Source organism: Magnetococcus sp. PR-3 (assembly GCF_036689865.1).
Taxonomy (GTDB): domain Bacteria; phylum Pseudomonadota; class Magnetococcia; order Magnetococcales; family Magnetococcaceae; genus Magnetococcus.
The window spans coordinates 69276-83315 of record NZ_JBAHUQ010000008.1 but is presented as its reverse complement, the minus strand read 5'-3'; the positions used below and the strand labels follow the sequence as shown (position 1 = coordinate 83315).

General features: G+C 48.8%; 10 protein-coding genes. 5 read left to right on the top strand and 5 right to left on the bottom strand.

Annotated features, from left to right (window positions below; all coding sequences use genetic code 11):
- Window positions 1–381: 381 nt before the first annotated feature.
- Window positions 382–1353, top strand: coding sequence for an SO_0444 family Cu/Zn efflux transporter (locus V5T57_RS06795; protein ID WP_332890489.1), 972 nt, complete (start codon window positions 382–384; stop codon window positions 1351–1353).
- A 452-nt stretch (window positions 1354–1805) separates the two neighbouring features.
- Here V5T57_RS06795 and V5T57_RS06790 read toward each other — a convergent pair whose 3' ends face one another.
- The 3 genes from V5T57_RS06790 to V5T57_RS06780 form a co-directional block, all read right to left on the bottom strand.
- The gene (locus V5T57_RS06790; RefSeq protein WP_332890423.1) at window positions 1806–2780 is read right to left on the bottom strand and encodes a dimethyl sulfoxide reductase anchor subunit family protein; all 975 of its coding nucleotides are present in this window, start codon (window positions 2778–2780) and stop codon (window positions 1806–1808) included.
- 70 nt (window positions 2781–2850) lie between these two features.
- Complete coding sequence (locus V5T57_RS06785; RefSeq protein WP_332890422.1) at window positions 2851–3537, bottom strand: 4Fe-4S dicluster domain-containing protein; 687 nt, start codon at window positions 3535–3537, stop codon at window positions 2851–2853.
- 45 nt (window positions 3538–3582) lie between these two features.
- On the bottom strand, window positions 3583–6468 hold the full coding sequence (locus tag V5T57_RS06780) for a molybdopterin oxidoreductase family protein (RefSeq protein ID WP_332890421.1): 2886 nt from the start codon (window positions 6466–6468) through the stop codon (window positions 3583–3585).
- Between the two features lie 353 nt (window positions 6469–6821).
- Here V5T57_RS06780 and V5T57_RS06775 point away from each other — a divergent pair, with 353 nt between their 5' ends.
- The 3 genes from V5T57_RS06775 (at window position 6822) to V5T57_RS06765 (ending at window position 10825) form a co-directional block, all read left to right on the top strand.
- Complete coding sequence (locus tag V5T57_RS06775) at window positions 6822–9293, top strand: O-linked N-acetylglucosamine transferase family protein (protein WP_332890420.1); 2472 nt, start codon at window positions 6822–6824, stop codon at window positions 9291–9293.
- Window positions 9294–9401: 108 nt separating this feature from the next.
- Window positions 9402–10217 carry a Crp/Fnr family transcriptional regulator gene (locus V5T57_RS06770; RefSeq protein ID WP_332890419.1) on the top strand — a complete coding sequence of 272 codons (816 nt, stop codon included), beginning with the start codon at window positions 9402–9404 and terminating at the stop codon, window positions 10215–10217.
- Between the two features lie 299 nt (window positions 10218–10516).
- Entirely contained in the window at window positions 10517–10825 is a 309-nt protein-coding gene (locus V5T57_RS06765) for an anti-sigma factor family protein (protein WP_332890418.1), read from the top strand.
- A gap of 88 nt (window positions 10826–10913) precedes the next feature.
- On the opposite strand, the gene V5T57_RS06760 is transcribed toward V5T57_RS06765, so the two are convergent.
- Together V5T57_RS06760 and V5T57_RS06755 are read right to left on the bottom strand one after the other, a co-directional pair.
- Window positions 10914–11861 (bottom strand): chemotaxis protein, encoded by a 948-nt coding sequence (locus V5T57_RS06760; RefSeq protein ID WP_332890417.1) that lies wholly within the window; start codon window positions 11859–11861, stop codon window positions 10914–10916.
- An 88-nt stretch (window positions 11862–11949) separates the two neighbouring features.
- Window positions 11950–12705 (bottom strand): hypothetical protein, encoded by a 756-nt coding sequence (locus V5T57_RS06755; RefSeq protein WP_332890416.1) that lies wholly within the window; start codon window positions 12703–12705, stop codon window positions 11950–11952.
- Window positions 12706–12781: 76 nt separating this feature from the next.
- Here V5T57_RS06755 and V5T57_RS06750 point away from each other — a divergent pair, with 76 nt between their 5' ends.
- Window positions 12782–14038, top strand: a complete 1257-nt coding sequence (locus V5T57_RS06750; RefSeq protein ID WP_332890415.1) for a NupC/NupG family nucleoside CNT transporter — start codon at window positions 12782–12784, stop codon at window positions 14036–14038.
- Window positions 14039–14040 lie beyond the last annotated feature (2 nt).

Genomic DNA, 14040 nt, shown 5'->3' with positions numbered 1-14040 from the left:
ACTATTTTCTCTTTTCTTGTTGATTGCCGTTGCTGTAGCTCTAATTAGCAGTGTATTTAGCCTGTTACGTACAACAGAACGGGATTTATAATAATCCATTTTCTCGCCGGTCCCGCTTTGCTGTATATGAAATCCTGCCCGACATTGCGTATCGAACGGCTACTCTGATAATCTGTATTCTTAATCGTTCTTGTTTGCATAGATGTCAAAGAACTAACAGAGTTGGGGTTGGACAGGAACGTGGTTCATTTTTTTGAGGTTTGGTTGGCTTTACTTAATGATGTCACCCCATGGCTTCTTTTGGGGTTAGTGCTCGCAGGTTTACTCAAGGCCTGGGTACCTGATAAGTGGGTTGTCGGTTTTCTCGGTGGGTAAGGAGTAATACCCATTTTTTGGGGCGCGACAATCGGTGCCCCTTACCCCCTATGTTCGTGTAGTGTTATTCCCATGGCCCTTGCCTTACGTAAGCAAGGGGCCTCAAAAAGTTCCACCGTCTCTTTTCTAGTGGCTACCCCTGAAACAGGTGTTGATTCCATACTTGTTTCATGGATTATGCTGGGGCCTTGGCTAACGGTGATCCGTCCTGTTTCAGCCATATTTTGCGCCATTTTTGCGGGGCTTCTTACCTGGTGGTGGCAACATTATCGTACCCGTGCTGTGGTCACTGCGCCTGCAACGGCTGTTTCTCTTCCCGTTCAATCTTCTAGCATATCTGTTGTTTCTCAAAATCTAGAATCTGGTGGATGTTGCAGTAACAGCAGCTGCTGTGATGATAATGCCGTGCCGTTACCGGAAATATTCTGGCAACGTAATCTTTACGGTGTTCGTTATGCCATCAATGATCTCTTTGATGATCTGGCGTTATGGATTTTTGCGGGGTTACTCTTAGCTGCTGTGGTTCTTATGCTGGTTCCTCCAGGTCAACTCTCTTACCTTGCAGGGTGGGGCGTAACCGGACTTTTTGTCGTGATGCTTATGAGTGTCCCGATCTATGTCTGTGCCACAGCTTCAACACCGTTGGCTGCCGCGATGTTGCATGCGGGTATATCACCAGGTATGGCGTTGGTCTTTTTATTGACAGGTCCCGCAACCAGTATGGTCACCCTGGCATTATTAGGTAAAGAGTTGGGCCGTGCGACCCTGGTGACCTATCTGGTCGGTATTGGCATGGGTGGCATTCTTTGTGGTGTGGTCACGGATTGGCTTTTTAAACGTATGGCATGGCCTGTAACCTTTACACCCCTCGCTTCAGAAGCGGGTATCAATGCGTTCGGCTTGATCGGAGTTCAGTGGCTGAGTACCGCTCTCTTTTTATCGATGGTGCTTCGGTTTCTCTGGAAGTCTTACCGATAAATAGGTCTGTGTGTAAAAAACACATACGCTTGTTTGTGGGACAACAGATGCCTTTATATCGCAGTGCTTGCGTTGCTCAGGCGAGGTACATTGTATACAAAGGATCTGCTCTTAAGGGGCATGTGAAAGATCAACTGAACACCTCTAGTTGGTCAGTTGACAGGATACCGTTTTTTGGGGGGGCAATTAGGCCGCTGCGCGCTGTATCTGACTTTTAAGTAATGGTATTGCCTTTTAACAGGGATTATTCATATTCAATTTTGAGTGAATCATTTACAGGATTTTGTCCCAAACACAAAGCGGGATCCTTACGGATCCCGCTTTGTGTTTGGGACGGAGTTAAGCTTCTATTCGTGATGATCCCTGTGTGTGATTTTCACGATACAGTCGTTCGCAACAAAAAACGGGATCCAAAAGGATCCCGTTTTTTGTTTGAATGGTTTACTTACTACTTAGCCAACCTTCTGGTAGTAGACATTCTGTATGTGTGTCGCATCAGCCAAGAAGTACCAACGTTCCATGAACAAACCGAGCATTTGGAATGCAAAGGTAAAGATCAATAGATCTTGCAGGTTCATGGTGGCACCAATGGCGAGGAACATCAGGGTGGTCGGGAAGGCAATGCCAATCGCCATCCACTTAACCACAAGCAAGGTTAGGGGGTGCTTACCATGGAAGAACTCCTTGGTATTAAAAGAACCCGCCATGAAGCCCATGGATTTTTGCTGAATATTGGGATGATGGTAGCCAATGGCACTACGTAGGGTCATAGCCTCACCGAGCTTACCGTTACGCAGTACCGTCCAGATACGTACCACCATGGCCAATGCGGTCAGTATGACAGCCAGTGTCACATTAAGGGCAATGATCTTCTCATTACCTGTCGTGTAGGCATAAACCACACCGGCGACGAACCCTGAAGATAAACCCATGAGGATAAAGTTGAAAACCGTCAGGGGTGTATTCCACTCTGGGAAAAAACGTACCGAGGCGTAGATCATACCGGTTGCAACAAACAACAACATGGCCGCAGCAATGGTCAGCCACCCGATGAGTAAAGAGCACTCAACTTTGGCAAAACCTAGATCTGCCACAAAATCCAGATTGAGGTAGTGCAAGGCCGCATAAATAAAGACCAAACCCATAACCACTGGCAGTAATAGCACCTCTTTCGAGAGCCATGATGTGCGCCAACGGGTAGCGGCACGCCAGCCACGACCTGGGTGGCTTAGGTGGAATAGTGAAGCAAAGAGACCGAGCACAAGTAAGCCCAGTGCAGCAATGGCACCCATTCCATAGTAGCCACTCGCTGCGACATCAATGCCGCTGGCTTTGGCAAAAGTTTGAGTCGTTACCACCGAGGTCGCTAGGCCTTGGCCTGCACCGATTAAGGTGGTGAGAAAAACGACGGAATATGCCGGTTTCATGGCGTTCTCCGAATAGCAAAGCAATCCTGGGTTAGGGTATCAAAAGATACCCACCCAACGAAATTCCAAATCAGAGGGATGACTTCTCTTCAGCCATCGGGTTATCCCCCCGGATCACATCTTCCTCTTTGATATCCGCATGGTTGCGGCGGCGAGGTAGATAGTGGTTGGCCGGTTGGGTACCCAGCTCAGGCATCAGCTGGAAGCCGCCATTCTCACGGATCTGCTGGGAAGCCTGAGAGTCTGGGTCATGCACATCACCAAAGACCCGGGCGCCTGCAGGGCAAGCCATGACACATGATGGCTTACGTTCTGCTTCCGGCAGTTTTTCATCATAGATACGATCCACGCAGAGGGTGCATTTTTTCATCACCTTCTCACCGGGATCGAACTCCCGCATGCCATAAGGGCAGTTCCAGGAGCAGTACTTGCAGCCGATACACTTATCGTAGTCGACCAGTACAATGCCATCCTCTTCGCGCTTGTAGCTGGCCTCAGTGGGGCAGACCGGCACGCAGGGGGCATCCTCACAATGGAGGCAGCTTTTGGGAAAGTGAATGGTCTCCGTATCTGGGAAGGAGCCCGCTTCAAACGTTTGAACCCGGTTGAAGAAGGTCCCGTGGGGATCTTCTCCATAAGGGTTAACGTCGGTCAGCGGACCTGCCCAACCTGAGGTGTTCCAACTTTTACAGCTGGTTACGCAGGCGTGGCATCCCACACAGATATTCAGATCGATCACTAGAGCCAGTTGGGTCATGATCCTTGGCCTTCGTTCTGGTTCGTCAACACAAAATAAATGGGTTTACCGTTTGGAAGCATTACCCGCCATATAACCACGCAACTTATCCAAAATGCGTGTCATACCTGGGTAGGCTTTCATTGGGGTAAACTGGGGATCGGAGACAGGCTCGCAATCCTCTGCCTTGGTGATCTTCACCCGTACATCAAACCATGCGGCTTGACCTGTAACCGGGTCTGAGTTGGAAACATGGTCACCGGCCTCATGGGCTGGCAGTTCCTCAGAGATCACATGGTTGAGCAGGAAGCCTCGTTGTGACTCGTAGGCATCCTTAGACAAGGCCCATGCACCGGCACTCTTACCAATGGCATTCCAGGTCCAAACTGTGCCTGGTTCAACAGCTTCCGTAAAGCGGGCCAAACAGCGGATTTTACCGTGTGGTGACTCTACATTGACCCAATCACCATCTTCAAAGCCGTTATCTTTACCAACTTGAGGGCTCATATAGAGATAGTTATAGGTATGTATCTGCCGCAACCATGCATTCTGAGAATCCCAGGAGTGGTACATCGCCATGGGACGTTGCGTCAGCGCGTTGTAGGGATACTCTTGCGTATCCACAAGCTGATCTTCCAGCGGTGCATAGTAGAAAGGCAGTGGGTTAAAGTATTTCTCAACCCGCGCACGCAGATGATCCGGTGGCTGACGTCCAGGGCGCTTACCCTGAGCGGCCAGACGGAAAGTCTGTAGAATTTCAGAGTAGAGATGAATATTGATAGGATCATTAAAGCCCATCAAATTATTCTCTTTGGCCCAATCCAAATACTCCCGGTTCCAGTTACGCATGTAATGCATGGATTCCGGCAGTTTATTGTAGTGGAAGCAGCCATTCTCTTCATACTTCTTCCACTGATCGGCGTTTGGCTCGCCCTTCATCACTTTATCGCCATCTTTACCACGCCAGCCGGAAAGGAATCCGACGCCGGGAGCCAGCTCAAAGTTGGTGATGAAGTCCTTATAGTCCTCAAATTTGCGGTTGCCATCGGCATCCGTAAAGGCGGGGAACTTAAGACGCGAACCTATCTCGATCAGAACATCTTGGAAGGGCTTGCTGTCACCTTTACGTGGTAAAATGGGCACACGGCAGGCATCAACAGGACCTTCAAACTCAGAGATGGGACGGTCCAGCATGGACATCACATCATAGCGTTCCAAATAGGTGGTATCTGGCAGAACCAAATCACCAAAGGCTACAGTTTCTGAGTGGTACGCATCGGCAACGATGAGGAACGGAATTTTGTATTCGCCGTTTTCATCTTTGTCGGTGAGCATGTCACGCACATCATTGGTGTGCATGGAGCTGTTCCAAGCCATGTTAGCCATGAACAAGAACAGAGTATCAATTTTGTAGGGATCGCCACGCCAAGCATTGGTGATCACATTCTGCATCAAACCATGGGCAGACAGAGGGTGTTCCCAAGAGAACGCCTTATCAATACGCACAGGGCCACCCTCATCAGTGAGGAATAGCTCTTCAGGGTTTGCAGGCCAACCCACCGGTGCATGAGGCAGAGGTGTATTGGGCTGAATCTCTTCGGGGTGTGTGCAGTTCTTTGGGCCAGGAGGTACTGGACGTGGGAACGGTGCACGGTGACGGAAGCCACCAGGACGATCAATGGTACCCAGCAGTGACATGATGATGGCCAAGCCACGGATGGTCTGGAAACCATTGGAGTGGGCAGCCAAGCCACGCATGGCATGGAATGCGACTGGTACGCCGGTCACTTTATCGTGCTTACGACCCCAGGCATCGGTCCACTCAATCGGCAACTCAAAGCGTTCATCACGCGCAACCACGCCCATTTCAACGGCTAAATTACGAATGGTTTCCGCTGAAATACCGGTGATCTCTGCAGCCCACTCAGGGGTGCAGTTCTCAGCAGATTCCATCAGCAGCTGGAAGGAGGGCTTAACCTTTTTACCATCTTCGGTGGTGTACTCACCTAAGAAAGCAGGGTCGGCACCTTCGGTACGCATGGGAACGATTTTTTTGGTCTTGCGGTCGTACCACATACGATCTTCAGGATCAAAGGTTCCAGCGGGCTTTTCAGCACCGGTACGCAGCAGCATACCTTCCTGTTCACCTTCATCCATAATGACCAGTTCACCGGCATTACTGAACTCACGCAGGAACTCTTTATCGTAGAGTCCTTCGCTGATCAGAATGTTGATGATGGCCATAAACAGAGCGGCATCGGTGCCGGGCTTGATACCGATCCATTGATCAGCAACAGCCGAGTAGCCGGTACGTACTGGGTTGACCGAAATCATCCGGCCACCGTGGCTCTTGAAGTGACCAATCTCACGCTTAAGTGGATTGGAGTGGTGATCTTCTGCGGTGCCGATCATAACAAACAGCTTGGCACGCTCAAGATCAGGTCCACCAAACTCCCAGAAGGAACCACCCATGGTGTAGATCATGCCTGTGGCCATGTTGACCGAGCAGAATCCACCGTGAGCGGCAAAGTTTGGTGTACCAAAGTTTTTGGCAAACATGCCGGTTAAGGCCTGCATCTGGTCACGACCAGTAAACATGGCAAATTTCTTAGGGTCGGTTGCCCGAATTTTTCCTAAGCGATCTTCCATGATGCCAAACGCTTCATCCCAAGTAATCACTTCAAACTCAGGATTTCCACGCTCACTACCCTCTTTACGTTTGAGGGGATTAAGCAGGCGGGCTGGCGAAAGTTGTTTCATCACGCCCGAGGAGCCCTTGGCGCAGATGACCCCCTTATTTAAGGGGTGTTCAGGGTTACCCTGAATGTGACGAACCTCACCATCACGCAGGGTCACACGGACTCCGCAGCGGCAGGCACACATATAGCAGGTGGTATGCTTAACTTCCACCTTGCCATTGTCACGATCGCTGATCTTCGTGGGGTCTTGCATGGCGTTTACCGGTTGTTGCTGACAAACGGAATGCCGAATTTACATAAATCCGACGGTAGATAGGGCTTTTTAAACCGTTGAAATGGAGACCGGTTTAGTCCCTTTAACTTATTATAGATAAATAAATTTTATGTGCCGCACGCATCTCGCAGACATTCCCAACACTCTGTTGGATCATGTGGTCGATGTCAACCCCCATTTATAAATTGGCTTGCTGTAGGGCTAAATGAATCAATGACCAAGCCCCTATCAATATCAGGAAATGCTTAAGATTGGTAGTCCTTACCTTACCTGCTTGTTCTTAAGCATGTTATTCTAAGGATGGAAAGATTGGTTTCTCTTTAGGATATGACATGACCGAAAAAACTATAGATGAAAGTTATCCTGAATTGGAGGCTGCTTTGCGCTGCATGGCCAAAGGAGATCTGAATCAGCTGGCCTCCTTGATCAAGCCATTAATGATTGAACCACCGGAAGATCCCTATTTCTTAGGGCATTTGGCGGTGATGCTTCGTCGTTTGAAGAGTAACAGAGTTGCATTAGGGGTATTACGTCAGGTCACCAAACAGTGGCCTGAGCTCTTTGTGTGGCACTATAATTTAGGGAACTCAGCCAAAGAGGCTGGTTTGTTAGAAGAGGCTGAAACCGCATTCCATAGGGCGTTGCAGTTACACCCTTCACTTGAAGGGGCGCGTTTTAATTTGGCTCAGGTACAGATTCTTCGTGGTGCATATGCCAAGGCGCTCGAACATCTTAACGTCCTACAAAAACAAGATAAACCATCCGAACAACTTTGGGCAGCACTTGCCAGTTGCTATGAAGGGCTGCAGCAGTGGCAAGCTGCTTTGGAAGCGATAGATCAAGCCCTGTTTGTGGCGTCAAACCGGGTGCGTTACCAACATCTTAAGACCTCACTGTTGCTGCGTTTGGGACGTTCTGTTGATGCTTGGAAGCTTCTATTGCAAGGGGAGCGGTACCATCTGTTGACCTTTAATCAGTGGGTGGCTCTTTTTCGAAGTGTGCATAAAGCCGTGCTTAAGCAGCAACTCTTTGATCACATGCGACAAGAGCCTCCAGACTCCATTAACCCTTGGATGGTTTATGGGAGTGCGCTGCAACTAGAAGGGAAGTATGAAGAGGCATTGACCCTTCTTCAGCAAGCGGAACATGAGGGGGTGATGGATGCGGCTCTTTGGGATATCAAAGGTGTTGCTTTTCAAGCTTTAGGGGCGTGGCCAGAGGCGTTAACTGCTTTTGAAACCAGCTTGAAATTGAATCCGAACCGGGCGGCTGTCTATGCTAACTATGGCATGTTGCATCAGATTATGGGGGATACTAAGCAAGCCGAAACAGCTTTTCGGCAAGCGATCTCTCTTAAGCCAGATTTTGCGATGGTTTGCGCGAACCTTGGCCTGACACTCAGTCAGCAATTCCGTCTGGAAGAGTCGGTACATTGGTGTCGGCATGCGCTGGCTTTGAATGATAAATTGCCGCAGGCGCACATTCATTTAGGACTTGCGTTGATCAAACAAGGTAAGTGTTCAGAAGGTAGTGACGCCATGGCCGTCGGGTTGGCGCTTAACCCTTCAGCATTAGGGGCTTACTCCAGCTATCTTTTGGGGTTGAACTATCAAGATATTGACCCTTATACACTCTTCTATCACCACCTGGGTTTTGGTGCAGAGGTGAAAAAAAGATTCATTGCACAAAAACAATGGTCAAATACAGCAGACCCTGAGCGGGATATCCGTGTTGGGTGGGTTCTATCCAGCGTTGAACAGCAGGGTATGAATGAGATGTTACGCGCTGTGCTTGGAGGGCTCCGGGGTTGGGGGCTAGAACATTATCTGTATGACAATGCCGACAAAGACATTGCTAAGACTGAAGGTCTTTATGTTCAGGCCGATGAGGTTGTTTCGTGTCGTCACCTCTCTCATGAGGCGCTTGCTCAACGTATTGGGGGTGACGGTGTGGACATTTTGATAGATGTCGGGGGGCATGCATCCCATAATCGTCTGCCCGTCTTTGCCTTGAAGCCGGCCCCAGTACAGTTATGCTGGGCGGGGTATGCCAATACCCGTGGTTTGGAGAGTATCGATGGGATTGTTTTAGATGAGCTTACAGCTCCCGAGGCATCTGAGCCGTTCTATAGTGAGCCTGTTCTGCGTTTACCCCATGTTGCCTACTGTTATGAGCCAGACCAACCATGGCTACCCCTAACGCCACTTCCTGCCCGACTAAAGGGGTATGTCACCTTTGGCTGTTTTAATGATATGGGAGCTTGGAGCCCGCGTAGCTTACGTTTATGGGCTGAGATCCTTAAGAAGATGCCTGAGAGTCGCTTGGCTTTAAGGGCGGCCTCTTTGCAAGACCGATCGACTTTAGATAGAGTCGTGCGGCAGTTCGCACAGCTTGGGATCGGTCGTGATCGCGTACAGTTTTTTAAGCATGAGCAGGATGCGAGCAGTGGGGAGGATTATCAGCATATTGATCTTGCTTTGGACACGCTGCCATGCAATGGCATAATAACCACATTGCAAGGGTTGTGGCAGGGCGTACCAATGGTTACCCGACTGGGCGTGGGGCATCGGGATCGGGTTGGTGGCAGTATTATGACCGATGTAGAAATGACGTCATGGATTGCTGACAGTGATCAAGCTTATATTGACTGTGCTGTTGCCAAAGCACAAAACTTGGATGCGCTTGCCGCTGTTCGTGACGGGTTGCGTGACAAGCTGTCGCAAAGCCACGTGGGCTCTGCTTTGCGTTTTTCGCCAGCTTTTGAAGCCTTATTAAGAAAAACATGGCGTCGTTGGTGTGCTTGAGGGGGCAGAAGGTTCCAGGTATACTGGTCCGGTTTGTGCTTTATTGCTTTGATTGAGGGTGTGAATGTCAATGACCTTATCTTGGCCTAGTATTGTGGAGTGGATCGCATGATCAAACGGGTGTTTCTGGACAAGCTTCCTTTTTTTCGTGGTTTTAGCAAAGAGGAAAAAGAGGCGATCTCACAACTCAATGGAGCTCGGTTTCTTAAGTATCAAAAAGGTGATCCCATCGTTAATGAAGATGATGCGGGGGATTCCTTCTTTATTATTCTTAAGGGGACACTGGCTGTTTACAAGCGCGGCATCGGGGATGAAATTGCGACCCTTAAGCCAGGAAACCTGTTTGGTGAAGTGGCTTTTTTAAGCCCTCGTAAGCGTACCACCAGTGTGGTGTGCAACAATGATGTATTCCTCATTGAGTTTCACCGCAGCATGCTTAAAGAGCTCTCTTTTGATGTGCGTGATAAGATCAAGGATAAATTGATCATGATTCTGATCAAGCATCTCGATGATCTACGCTCGGTGATGGAAGAGAATGCAGGTGGCCCCACAAAAATCGCTCATGAAAATCCTTTCGAAAAAGCTCGGGAACGTCAAGCCGCCGGAATGAATCGTGTCATCTATGAGGGGAAAGATGGTATGGTCATTACCCATTTGGGGGGGCTAAAAGCTAAAATTGAAAAAGGGGATAATGTCAAAGAGGTCGAGATGGTTAAACTCAATGACAAGTTACCCAGTAATATGATGCGTGCCCTAGAGACCAAAGGACTTGATCCTTCAGAGTATTATGCAGGTGATGGTTATCTAATTCCCAAAGCTGCCAGTCGTGCATGGCATCAGGCAATGACCGCGGGTGCGGTACAGATGCGTGAACAACAGCAACAGATCGACCACTTCCAAAACATCGATAATCTCTATTCTTAAATATAAGAAAAACGAGAGTTTCTAGGGAAAAACGTGGTGAGAAGAAAAAAACAGGGTGAACTTTAAAAAAAGAGCCCGGTCTCATCACTTCGGAACAGGAACTTCGTGGAGTCGAAGCGGTCTACAGTTACAAGCGGGCAGCACAAGAGACCCGCGGCACCCTCTTCTCATGTCGTGGATAGAGGGGGTTGCCATTAGGATTAACCATTTTTCATGTCGATTGTAATGGTCGGCTGAGATTTGGTTTAGGGAATTAGAATGATGGATCGTATAAAACCTGAGCAAAAGGGGGGAATTTAATGGAGTGTAATCCTGAACTGGTATCGGCCTTCCTAGATGGTGAATTGGAACCGGTGATTCGTGATGCCTTTATTGAGCATCTTCTGGAGTGTCCAGAGTGTCAGGTGCTGTTGGCAACACTCGGTCAATTAAAAGGGTATATGTCTGGTTCTTGTGCACTGGACAATCCTGAGAATATGACTGAACGAATCATGATGACGATTCACAATGGGGAAACCCAAGCCGTTGTGGAAGGTGGTCGTGTGGAGTATAGCAAATCCAGTGGTGCCAAGGACCCCCTGCCCGAAACAAAGCGCCAGAGGGTTTAATCACACACGAGTGATACACGCAAAAAACCCGCACCATTATGGTGCGGGTTTTTTTATGGCATTCAAGCTGGTTTGGTCGCTGTTTTATTCAGGACTCTTGGCCAGGCAGCATCACGCCAAGATGCTCCATAATAGAGCGGGCGATCTGGTCTGGTTTGAATTTTGGCACAAAATCATCCGCACCGACCTGAATGGCTTTATCCCGATTTGCTTTGTTACTCATGGAGCTATGTAAAATCAAAGAGACGCTCTGCAGGGCAGGGTGTGCTTTAATGGTGCGGGTTAGTGTAAAGCCATCCATGCCGGGCATTTCAATATCTGAAATGATGAGATCAACCGGGCTAGATTCTTCTTCATTCAGGCTGTTTTCCAGATAATTAAGCGCATCTTCCGCACTACTATGTGCAATATGTGGAATGTTCAGCTGGGTGAGCGTGTGTTCCAGTACTTTAAGGGCTGAACGTGAGTCATCCACAATCAGAACCAAAAATTTGGAAAAATCAACACTGGTGCCTTGGTTTACAACATCTTGAGAAACCGCCATTTCTAATCCAAGGACTTCAGTGAGAATACGCTCAATGTCTAGTATTTGGATAGCCCGTTCTTCTTCATCGTAGGTAATGGCGGTCAAGAACCCCTGGTCGGCCACCCCATGTCCAGGGCGCTTAATATCTTTCCAGCTTTTTTGAAGCAGCTTATTGGGGTGACTGATTAAAAAGCCCTGAGTGGTATTGTTATATTCACAAATGATGACATAGCTGATCTCATTTTCAAAATCCATAGGTGTCAAATCCAGCGCAGCACTGAGATCAAGCACCGTTACCATGTCATCTCGGAAATTAATGGTACCTATGATTGAGGGGTGTACCTTTGGAACCTGAGTGACCTCCTTGGGGGTTTCAATGACCTCAATGATTTTAAAGACATTGATCCCGTACTGTTGATGGTCGGTCAGATAAAAAGTCAACATCTCCATCTGGTTGGTAAAGGCCAGATTGGTTCGTTGATCGATCTCATCCATGAAGTTGGCAGACATGGAAGGCTCCAGTAAAGGTTAACGACGTCACTACCTTAGGCAATCGCAGGGGTGGATGCAAATTTCCTGCATAAATCCTATCAAACTTTTAAGCGCGCAGTCGTTGTAGATAAAGCCATAACTGTTCAATATCGGCTTCATGACCCTCTACATGCAAGGTTACCCCGCCCCGACAATCCTCAACCCCACCTGCGCTCACAGCTGTCGCCTTTAATCGATAGAGTAACGCACAAGCTGTGATCTCAGTAACGACAGTGGCATTGAGATGGTGGATTGGCATCATACCCACAGGGTCACCCATGACGCGATCAATGCGCTGTTGGCCTAACAGTCCTGCCGCAGCAAAGACTGAGCCTGGAATTAATTTTTCCAATGAGACCGGAACAATCAGCTCAGCCCCCCTGGCCAGAAGGATGGTATAGGCTGCTCCAATGGTTCCCCCAGTAGGGGAGCCCATTAATATGCCGACATTTCCCTCCACATCCAAAGCATTGGCGCCTTTTATATAGATATCGCCTGCACCATAGTTTTGTAAAACATCTGCCGGCCAACCCCGTCGTGTTTGGCCATTCTCCCAGATAAAAGGGCCAGGGCCACGGTTTGTTTGATCGGTCTCCCCCAGCGCCCCTTCGTGGATCCAGCCAATGGCAAAGTGTTCGGTCGTTGGATCTTGCCCCGTAAGTGCTTGAGCGACATAGCGGGTCGTGCCGCCCCCAACCACAACCATATGTCCTTTATGTGTGGCAGATTGAACTTGTGGGAGCTGGGCGACAGCTTGACCAATAAGCTGTTTACTCTCTTCAGTGCGTAGAACTAAAAGGGCAGTGGATACCTGGGCGCTCATGCTATATTACCTTGTTTGATGAAAAGCAGAATAAATTTACTATGCGGGCAATAGCTCGGTTTGACAAGGTGATCAAATGTTAGAGGTGGGACAGAGTGTTTTAGGGCTGGTGGTTTTGGTTTTGATTGCTTGGGGGTTGAGTGAAGCACGGCATAAAGTACGTCTCTCCTGGATTATTATAGGTGTAGGTTTGCAACTTATCTTGGCCTTGGTGTTATTGAAAATACCAGGCATGTTTGATCTCCTGAGCCTACTCAACCGTATGGCGCTCGCTATTGACGAGGCGACAGCTGCGGGAACATCCATGGTCTTTGGCTATCTGGGTGGGGGTCCATTACCTTTTGAACAACAGCCTGGGCAATCCACTTTTATTTTTGCCTTTCGTGGGCTGCCCATCATCATCGTCATGTCTGCTCTGTCGGCACTTCTCTTTCATTGGCGGGTTCTGCCTGTATTGGTGCAAGGGCTTGGTCGGCTGTTACAGCGCAGTATGGGGGTGAGTGGAGCATTGGGGTTAGGCGGGGCAGCCAATATCTTTATGGGTATGTTGGAGGCCCCTCTGGTCATTCGGCCATATTTAGCACGTATGAATCGAAGTGAGCTGTTCGCTTTGATGGTATGCGGAATGACCACGGTTGCTGGCACGGTGATGGTGCTTTATGCCACATTTTTGCAAGACCGTATTCCCAATGCTTTGAGCCACATATTAATTGCATCCTTAATTAGTGCGCCTGCTGCCATCACCGTCGCACGCATTATGGTCCCGGCAACGGAGCAAGAGACAGAACCTTCTGTAATAATGGACTCATCATCGCTGTACCGGAGTAGTATTGAAGCCATTACTGAAGGGGTGCGTAGTGGTCTGAAACTATTCTTGAATATTGTAGCAATGCTGATTGTTTTTGTTGCTTTAGTCCATTTGCTTAACATGATGCTCAGTGTCTTGCCCTTAATAGATGCTGCACCGATCACTCTGGAAAGAGTGTTGGGTTGGCTCTTTGCACCGGTTGTATGGTTGTTAGGGGTGCCATGGTCAGAAGCGGTGGTTGCGGGCTCTCTTATGGGCATTAAAACTGCACTTAATGAGCTGTTGGCTTATCTGCACTTGGCACAGCTTGGCCCTGATCAATTAAGTGAACGGAGTGCGCTTATTATGACCTATGCACTGTGTGGATTTGCCAACCCTGGTTCTTTGGGCGTGATGTTGGGGGGGATGGGGGTTTTATTGCCAGAGCGCCACCATGAGGTTATGGCATTGGGTTTTAAATCTGTCGTAGCCGGTACTATCGGTAGTTGCATGACCGGTGCAGTCGTTGCCATTGTCATGGGCTAAAC

Bases quoted from the DNA above. Each gene is read 5' to 3' on its own strand.
- V5T57_RS06755 (WP_332890416.1), bottom strand. From the start codon at position 12,705: ATGAGCGCCCAGGTATCCACTGCCCTTTTAGTTCTACGCACTGAAGAG.
- V5T57_RS06765 (WP_332890418.1), top strand. From the start codon at position 10,517: ATGGAGTGTAATCCTGAACTGGTATCGGCCTTCCTAGATGGTGAATTG.
- V5T57_RS06780 (WP_332890421.1), bottom strand. From the start codon at position 6,468: ATGCAAGACCCCACGAAGATCAGCGATCGTGACAATGGCAAGGTGGAA.
- V5T57_RS06790 (WP_332890423.1), bottom strand. From the start codon at position 2,780: ATGAAACCGGCATATTCCGTCGTTTTTCTCACCACCTTAATCGGTGCA.
- V5T57_RS06760 (WP_332890417.1), bottom strand. From the start codon at position 11,861: ATGTCTGCCAACTTCATGGATGAGATCGATCAACGAACCAATCTGGCC.
- V5T57_RS06775 (WP_332890420.1), top strand. From the start codon at position 6,822: ATGACCGAAAAAACTATAGATGAAAGTTATCCTGAATTGGAGGCTGCT.
- V5T57_RS06785 (WP_332890422.1), bottom strand. From the start codon at position 3,537: ATGACCCAACTGGCTCTAGTGATCGATCTGAATATCTGTGTGGGATGC.
- V5T57_RS06770 (WP_332890419.1), top strand. From the start codon at position 9,402: ATGATCAAACGGGTGTTTCTGGACAAGCTTCCTTTTTTTCGTGGTTTT.
- V5T57_RS06750 (WP_332890415.1), top strand. From the start codon at position 12,782: ATGTTAGAGGTGGGACAGAGTGTTTTAGGGCTGGTGGTTTTGGTTTTG.